This window comes from Thalassotalea sp. G20_0 (assembly GCF_017744175.1).
Taxonomy (GTDB): Bacteria; Pseudomonadota; Gammaproteobacteria; order Pseudomonadales; family Endozoicomonadaceae; genus Endozoicomonas.
On sequence record NZ_JAGHQV010000031.1, the window covers coordinates 68,475 to 77,178 of the forward strand.

Here is an 8,704-nt window from a genome sequence, read left to right on the forward strand (position 1 = left end):
CGCTCGCCGGGCTGACCGGCATGCTGGGCCACGCGTGGTTCCTGACCGTGCCGGAACCGCATTTAATGGTAAAAGAGTCTCATACAATCGGCCCTGTAGAAGCAAAGCCAGCATCCGGGGTAACAGCAAATCTATAGAGGATGCCTTTTGGAGTAAAGAACCATTACATGGGCGTCAAATCACCTCGGCTGATGTGCTTTCAGCCTTTAAAAAAGATACAACGTCCCTCAGAAGTGGGTTCTTTCTGCAAAAACTTTGCTTGCAGAACCTACTGCTAAACAACAGAAAAGTGACCCCGGATGAGGTCATTCAAGAATTCAATCGAGAGCCGGATCGTCATTATAAATACAAATTAGCGATAGTGCGTTTCAAAGAGGAATGCTGCCTGAGGGGGCTGCCTCTGAAGGGCCAGAAAGTCACAACGAATGCCGTGGTTCAGGGGCTTCAGTCCGTCAGTGCAATACTGGAGCTGGCGCGCTTTAAGGAGTTATGTTGCCTGAGAGGCCTGGCGTTGCATGGCCGGCAGGTCACACCGAACGAGGTGATTCAGGATTATCAGGCCGCCAGGGCAACATTGGAGCTGGCGCGCTTCAAGGCGGAATGTTGTCTTAAGGGGGTGTTGTTGAATGGCCAGAGGATCCTTCCGGATGAGGTGGTTAAGGACTTTCCGGATAATCCGAGAGGCAAACTGGGGCTGGCCCGCTTCAAAGCGGACTGTTGCCTGAATGGCCTGGCGTTGAATGGCGAGCCGGTCACTGCGGATGCGGTGGTTAAGGATTTTCAGGCGGTTGGGGTATTTCTGGAGTTAGCGCACTTTAAGGAACAGTGTTGCCTGAGGGGCGTGGCGTTGAATGGCCGGGAGGTCACAACGGATGAGGTGGTTCAGGGTTTCCCGAATAGTCCGGAAGGCAAACTGGGGATAGCACGCTTTAAGGAAAAATGTTGCCTGAGGGGGCTGGCCTTGAATGATCGGCAGGTCACGCCGGATGAGGTGGATTTCCCTGATAGTCCGGAAGGCCTGCTGGGGATGGCACGCTTCAGGGGGCAATGTTGGCTGAAGAGCCGGGCGTTGAATGGCCAGCTGGTCACGGCGGATGAGGTGGCCAAGGGTTATCAGGCAGCCAGGGCAACCCTGGAGCTAATACGTTTGAAGGAGCAATGTTGCCTGCTGGGCCAGTATTTGAATGGTCAGCCGGTCACACCGGAGGCGGTGGTCAAGGATTATCAGGAAGCCAGGGCATCATTGGAGCTGGCACGCTTCAAACAGGAATGCTGCCTGAAGAAGCGGCCATTGAATGGCCAGCAGGTCACAGCGGATGAGGTGGTCAGGGATTTCCCGGATAGTCTGGATGGTCGGGTGGGACTAGCACACTTCCGGGCCAAATGTTGCCTGAATGGCCTGCCATTGAATGGCCAGCCGGTCAGCCCGGATATGGTGATTGAAGGCTATCAGGCCGTCAGGGCAACACTGGAGATGGCGCACTTTAAGGAACATTGTTGTCTGAATAATCTGGCGGTGAGGGGTGGGCCGGTCACACCGGATGCGGTGGTCAAGGCTTTCCTGACGAGTCCGGAAGGTAAACTGGGGTGCGCGCGCTTTAAGCAATTATGTTGCCTGAAGGGGCTGGCGTTGAATGGTCAGCCGGTCACACCGGAGGCGGTGGTTAATGGTTTCCCGAATAGTCCGGAAGGCAGGCTGGGAATAGTGCATTTCAAAGCGGAATGTTGCCTGAGGGGGCTGCTGTTGAAGGGACGGCGTGTCACAACGGATGAGGTAGTGAAAGATTTTCAGGCCATCAGGGCAACACTGGAGCTGGTGCGCTTTAAGGAGCAATGTTGCCTGAAGGGCCTTGCCTTGAATGGCCAACAGATCACGCCATACACGGTGGTTAAGGGTTTTCAGTTGGTCGGGGCAACTCTGGAACTGGCCTACTTTAAAGCCGAGTGCTGCCTGAGAGGGCTGGAGGTGAATGATCAGCAAGTCACACCGGCTGAGGTGGTTGAGGGTTTCCCGGAGAGTCCGGAAGGCAAACTGGGGAGAGCGCGCTTCAAAGCGGAATGTTGCCTGAAGGGGCGGCTGTTGAATGGCCAGCAGGTGACAGCGGATGAGGTGGTTAAGGATTATCAGGCCGCCAGAGCAACACTGGAGCTGGGGCGTTTTATAGAACAATGTTGCCTGAGAAATCTGCGGCTGAATGGTCAGCCGGTCACACCGGCTGAGGTGGTTAATGCTTTTCCGGAGAGTCTGGAAGGCAAGCTGGGGATAGCGCGCTTTAAGGAAAAATGTTGTCTGAGGGGCTTGCTGTTGAATAATCAGAAGGTGACACCGGACGCGGTGATTAAGGATTTTCCCGATAGTCCGGAGGGCAAACTGGGCATAGCGCGTTTTAAGTCACAATGTTGTCTGATGGGGCTGCTGTTGAACGATCAGCAAGTCACACCGCAAGCGGTAATCAAGGACTATGAACGCGGTGGCTGGTGGCTCGAGCGAGCTATTTTTTATGCCCAACTGGCGTTGAATGCAAGAGAATTGAATGGCAGTCTTCTGGATAACCAGAAAGTATTGGAAGCATTTAATAAAGTACCCGGGGATAATTCTTCAAGGCAAGTCAGGTATCTGATACAACGGTTGAAACACCCTCAGCAGTACCATGAAACCAATGAAGCCCGGGAGATACTTCAAACGGCCTGGCAAATCTTAAACAGCGTATCAAGCAAAGACGATGAGCAACATCGACTGCAAAGTCTTTTGCAATTCATGGCTATGTACCATGAGCTGCCAATTGATCGTCAGAGAGTGTCAGCAGAACAGGTATATCAATCCCTCACATTGCTGCGGAGTTCATTTCAGAATTCACGCCTGCATTTCTTCTTCCTGTCCCACTGCCATATCACGAGACAGTCTGTTAATGGACGGCATATCCATAAGGGGCAGGTACTAGAGTGCCTGCAGCGTTTTCCTGCAGGAACCGCTTTGCGTCATGCTTTAGGCTTCTGGTTTGAACAAAGCATCTGTGAAGCTAATTTAATGGAAAATATACTCCACAACCTGAAAGCTGTCGTTCCTGCAAGATGGGACAGTGATGGTGTTTACAGATACGCAACCTCTGCCAGTCAACACAGCTCCGCCGCCGCGGCAGTTGCTGGCAGTGGGGCTCGGCAATCTTTGTCAAAACAATGGTTAAATGTCGGCGAACCCGGGCTCCCCGACATTCAGCTTCCCCGGTTACATGCGCTAAAGCTGAAAGCATTGGAGATTATTGAGGAAGTTAATAGTTTTTATGCTGATCCACCCATCCTGATTACCGGTTCATACGCACGCTTTTTACAGAACCGCTGCTCATTATTTATTGATATTGACATTCAATGCACGTCAGACGAGTCTGCCAGAAAATTCCTGGAAAAATTGCAGTCACTCAACGCCGACAGTGATACAGACATTCCCCAAAGCATCATCATTTGGGCAATTCCGGGGTGTCAGGCGACTAAACAACCAAAAGTCTACAGTGTTCATCTTAATTACGGTGATCTGGGTGCCAAAGTAATGGGGCTTCACATCAGTGTTGATACCGGGGTAACCGATGAGAAGGCAACACAATTGGCCGCTCCTGGTGTTGAGAGAACATTCAGCGATTTGTCGTTTGCTGAACAAATCAGATCACTGAACGATATGCTGGGATTCCTGGTTGATAACCTTGATCTGCTGACCGTGGAATTCCAAAAAGGAGCAGTATTTGAATTACCTGAAACCCTTCTTTTTAAGAACCCCAAAACCCCTGATGAGCGTATTTATGGTTTGCTTACCTGTGCTCTGATGTCCCTGAGTTACGGCAGGGATTTTATTGCCCTGCACTCTTCTGGAGGCAAACCCGACTTGCCGCCTGACTCGCCTCAAGAAGCATATCAACGCCTGCATACACTCACTGCGAATCTGCAAACGCAATTAAATAGCCACGCTTACCGTGTTGATTTTGAGCTAACAGTGAAGGGCTTGCTATCGACAATTCATAATGAAAGTGATGACGATATCGAGCGGAAGGACTTGATCAAATTACTGCTGGAAATGTTGCAGCCTCCAGGGGAGGCTCAATGAATTTTTCAATAAAAAAGCCAGACAACTGTCTGGCTTGACCGTGTATCAGTTCGTACGCTTAACTTTGGTTTTCTTTGGTCAGATCAGCGATTTCTTTCAGGCGCTCCAGTACTTTCTGGTTGATGGAGCCTTTTGGATAATTGCCTTTGCTGTTCATAACACCCGGGCGATGGCCGGTCAGCAGCTCAAGCGCCTCTTCAACATGAGAAACGGCATAAACATTAAACTTCTTGGCTTTTACCGCATCCACTACCTTGCTGTGCAACATCAGGTTTCGAACGTTCGCCTGAGGGATAATTACTCCCTGCTCGCCGGTCAGACCCCTGGCATTACAGAGATCAAAGTAGCCTTCGATTTTCTCGTTAACACCACCAATGGCCTGAACTTCACCGTGCTGGTTCATGGAGCCGGTGACGGCATAGCATTGCTTGATCGGGGTGTTGGTCAGTGCTGAGAGCAGACAGCAGAGCTCAGCCATGGAGGCACTGTCGCCGTCGATATAGCCGTAGGATTGTTCCATCGCCAGACTGGCGGAAATCGCCAGTGGGAATTTTTGTGCATAACGGCTGCCAAGATAACCGGTCAGGATCATAACCCCTTTAGAGTGAATGGCCTGACCCAGGGCGACCTCCCGCTCAATATCCACAATACCCTGGCTGCCGGGATAAACCGCTGCGGTAATCCGGGCGGGGGAGCCAAAACAGGCATCTCCCACAGAGAGCACGGTTAAACCATTGATCTTACCAATCTGCTCACCGTCAGTATCAATCAGAATGCTGCCTTCCAGCATATCATCCAGAATCTGCTTACTGACCCGGCCAGTGCGCTCGGCCTTGGCATCCAGCGCCCGGTCAATGTGCTCGTGGTTGATTTTACGGCCATTGCCGGTGCGTCGGATAAAATCAGCCTCGGCCAGCAAGTCAAAGAGTTCACCGATTTTTGCTGACAGCTGAGTCTGGTTTTCGGTCATCCGGGAGCTTTGTTCGATCATCCGGGCAACCGCCGATGCCGACAGTGGTGGATAGTTTTCATCATCCGCCCGGTTTTTCAGCAGCTGGGCGAACGCCTGAATGGTTTCAGGAGAGCGTGGCAGCTGGTCATCAAAGTCCACCAGTACCCGGAACATTTCGTGGAAATCCGGGTCAAGTTGCTGAAGGATGTAATAGATATCCCGGGAGCCAACCAGAATCACCTTCACATGCAGTGGAATAATTTCCGGGGTGAGGGTGATGGTGTTCATCAAACCCATCTCGGAGTAGGGTGATTCAATTTTCAACTGCCGCTCTTTCAGCGCCCGTTTCAGTGCTTCCCAGACGAAAGGTTCTTCCAGCAGCTTGTTGGCTTCCAGCAATAGATAACCACCATTGGCCTGGTGTAGAGAGCCGGGGCAGATCTGACGGAAGTTGGTTACCAGGGCTCCCATCTCACTGGCGTATTCGATGCGGCCAAAGAGGTTCTTGTAGTTGGGATGAGACTCATAAATAACCGGCGCAGCGGCATCGTTCTTATGGCCGACCACCAGGTTGGGGGCGTAGAGTTCTTCTAATGCTGATCGTTTGCTGGCATCTTCTTTGGACTCCATTGCCCGTTCATCCGCCAGGTATTCAATCACCGTTCTGTGCAGGTGCTGTTTGACGGCTTCCAGGTAATCCAGAACATTCTGCTCTTTGCTGTATTTTTTCAGCATAGGCTTCATCAGCGGAGCCAGAGCCTGGTCAATGGTATCCTGATTCAGATCCTGCAACTTTTCGTTGGATTCCCGTTTCCACTGGGGCAGTTCCACCAGAGACTCGTTGAGTTTGGTTTCCAGCTCACTGATGTCGTTATTGAACTTTTCCCGCTTTTTATCCGGCAATTGCGCGAACTCGGTTTCATCCATCGCCTTACCGCTGGACATTGGCGTGAAGCTCAAGGCACCGGTATCCCGGTATAAGGCGATATCCCGTTTCAGCGCTTCCTGTTCAATTTGATCGATGGCCTGGTCATAACGCTTATTAAAGCTACGCTCGATGGCACTTTTCTTTTGCTGATAAGTGGGGTTTTCAAACGCCGCCGGGAAGGTCATCAGCAGCTTATCGATAAAACTCTCAAAGTCCTTCTGCAGGTCACTGCCCAGACCGGCGGGTAACTTCAGGGCTTTCGGCTCACGGGGGTTATCAAAGTTATTGACATAGGCCCAGTCATCCGAGGAGCTCTGTCGCTTGGCTTCTGTTTCAAGGTATTTACGGAGGTAGGACATCCGGCCTGTTCCGGACTCGCCCATGACATAGATGTTGTAGCCCGAGCGGTGCATGGCGACACCAAACTGAATCGCACTGGTAGCTCGCTCCTGACCCAGGATACCGACGTAATTTTCCAGCTCTTCTGTGGACTTGAAACCCAAATCCTTCACTGGTTGCTTAGCAATAAGCTGATTCGCTGTTAGTTTGAGTTTTTTCACAAGTCTTGCCATTTCCCGCAAATTGCTTACACCATGAGAGTGGGTGAAGCTTTTGTTATATAAATGACGCTTTTTGAGCCATACTTCACGTCCCGCTGAGCTCACAACGAAACGTCAACAGGCCCTATGGTACTCTCATTAGAAAGGTTTGTCGGCCTTGAGACCAGTGTGTTGAACTGAGAATCTATAAATTGACCAGTGATTTTAGTGTTGTCAGAGGCTGCAGAGCTTTTTTATGAACGTCTGGAAAAAATGGCTGTCTATTACCTTTATAGCTTTTGGAATTAACCAGGGTTTTGCGTCCATCAATGATGACCTGGATCGACTGATCTCCACATTACCGCCCGGGCATATTCATTCCATTAAAGTTATTGAAGCTGAAACCGGAAAGGTGCTGTTTGACCGGAACAGTCGCTTTAACTTGCTGCCAGCAAGCACGGTCAAAGCCATCACGGCCATCTCGGCTTATCGGGTGTTGGGAAAAGAGTACCGGTACCAAACCCGCTTGCTGGGTAATAAACCCTTGTCAGAGGGAAAGGAATATGCCGGAGACCTGGTGTTAACATTTTCAGGTGACCCATCGCTGACCAGGCATGACCTTTCTGAGCTACTGGGAAAACTGATTAATAAAGGTGTAAAAGTAATACGCGGGAATATCTGGCTTGATGGTTCTATATATAGTGGTTATCCAAGAGCCGGTGGTGCAAGTTGGGATGACCATAATATCTGCTTTGCTGCGCCGGTCAGTGCCATGATACTGGATCGTAACTGCTTTTTTGGCTGGCTGGTGCCTTCTGGAACAGAGGGGCAGTTGTCAAAGATGGTTTACGATGAGCCACACTGGCAGCTCTCTGTTGATAATCGCATAGTGATTAGAAAACCCCAGGCCCATGAGCCAGACGGTTGTGTTCAGGAAGTGTGGCCATCATCAAAACATGAGTACCGTCTGGAAGGGTGTATTGCCCCTGATGCCAAACCCATGCGCATGGCATTTTCAGTGCGTGATCCGGAGCGGGCTGCCGCAAGGTTTGTTGAGTCTTTTTTGCAGGCAAACAACATCAGGCTTGAAGGCAGGGTTGTGGTTGAGAAGCCACGGGGGGATTTTACCTGGCTTGTGGCCAGTCATCGTTCTGCGCCGGTGCCTGATCTTTTACAGCGAGTGCTGGATAAGTCAGACAACCTGTACGCTGATAGCCTGTTGAAAACCATAGGGTCATCGGTAAAGGGTGAAAAGGGTTCTTACTCTTCAGGCACAGAGGCGGTTCTGGCTATGTTACGGGAAGAGGGCGTTGACTTGACCAGGGGGCGATTGGTGGATGGTTCAGGATTGTCCCGATACAACATGCTCAGTGCTGATGACTTTACTGAAGTGTTGCAAACCGGTTGGAAAAACTGGGGGGAGAATGCACCCTGGCTGGCCTCACGGGATGACGAACGTCGCTGGCTAAAGACTGGTTATATGAGTGGGGTAAACAGTATGGTGGGTTATGTCTTTCCGGAAAATAACTCACCTTTGATATTTGCTGTACTGCTGAATGGGCTAAGACCTGTTCAGCCAGCGACGAATGAAGATGTAAGAGCCTTTCATCATGAAATCAGGCTGTTCCACCGGGCATTTCTTGAGCGACTGACGGACAAACAATAAAGAAGGCATCAGCTTGTTGGAGGGTTGTCGTATATTGTTCTGAAAATTAACGGATGAAGTATTGCCTTCGTCCGTTTTCTCTTTATAATACGCTGCTCTTCCAAAGGCATTCCCAAAAGCTTGTCAGAGATCAGCAGAATGAATGTTCATTGCTGACCGGGAAGTGCGGTTTGAAAATGGGTTGTTTGGAAGTGAATGAAAAACAACCGGTTGACAAATCAAACTGGCGCGGTAAGATGCGCCTCCGCTGACAGGGCTTGAGAGCAACGTTAGCGAGTTGGAAAGCTTCCTTCTTCTGAAAAACGAATGCTTGACAACGAAAGTCGCCACGGTAAGATAGGCGGCCTTGCTTTCGGTGGTCGGTTGGTAGTTGCCAGTGACCAGTTATCCAGAGCAAGCGTTCTTTAACAAGATATCAGACAATTCGTGTGGGCGCTTGTGCGATTGCATCGGTAACAAAGCTTCGGCTTTGAACACTTTAAGATGCTTAATTGATCAAGCGAACATACCTGTAAATTCATGTACG

At 50.5% G+C, this 8,704-nt stretch carries 3 protein-coding genes; 2 read left to right on the forward strand and 1 reads right to left on the reverse strand.

What is annotated here, in order from left to right; all coding sequences use genetic code 11:
* The first annotated feature begins 259 nt into the window (after nucleotides 1-259).
* The gene (locus J7438_RS17430) at nucleotides 260-4,093 is read left to right on the forward strand and encodes a hypothetical protein (protein ID WP_209277551.1); all 3,834 of its coding nucleotides are present in this window, start codon (nucleotides 260-262) and stop codon (nucleotides 4,091-4,093) included.
* Nucleotides 4,094-4,151: 58 nt separating this feature from the next.
* On the opposite strand, the gene J7438_RS17435 is transcribed toward J7438_RS17430, so the two are convergent.
* Nucleotides 4,152-6,485: a Lon protease family protein gene (locus J7438_RS17435; RefSeq protein ID WP_209202850.1), complete on the reverse strand. Its 2,334-nt coding sequence runs from the start codon at nucleotides 6,483-6,485 to the stop codon at nucleotides 4,152-4,154.
* Between the two features lie 283 nt (nucleotides 6,486-6,768).
* On the opposite strand from J7438_RS17435, the gene dacB reads away from it, so the two are divergent.
* Entirely contained in the window at nucleotides 6,769-8,178 is a 1,410-nt protein-coding gene (gene dacB / locus J7438_RS17440) for a D-alanyl-D-alanine carboxypeptidase/D-alanyl-D-alanine endopeptidase (RefSeq protein WP_209277553.1), read from the forward strand.
* Nucleotides 8,179-8,704 lie beyond the last annotated feature (526 nt).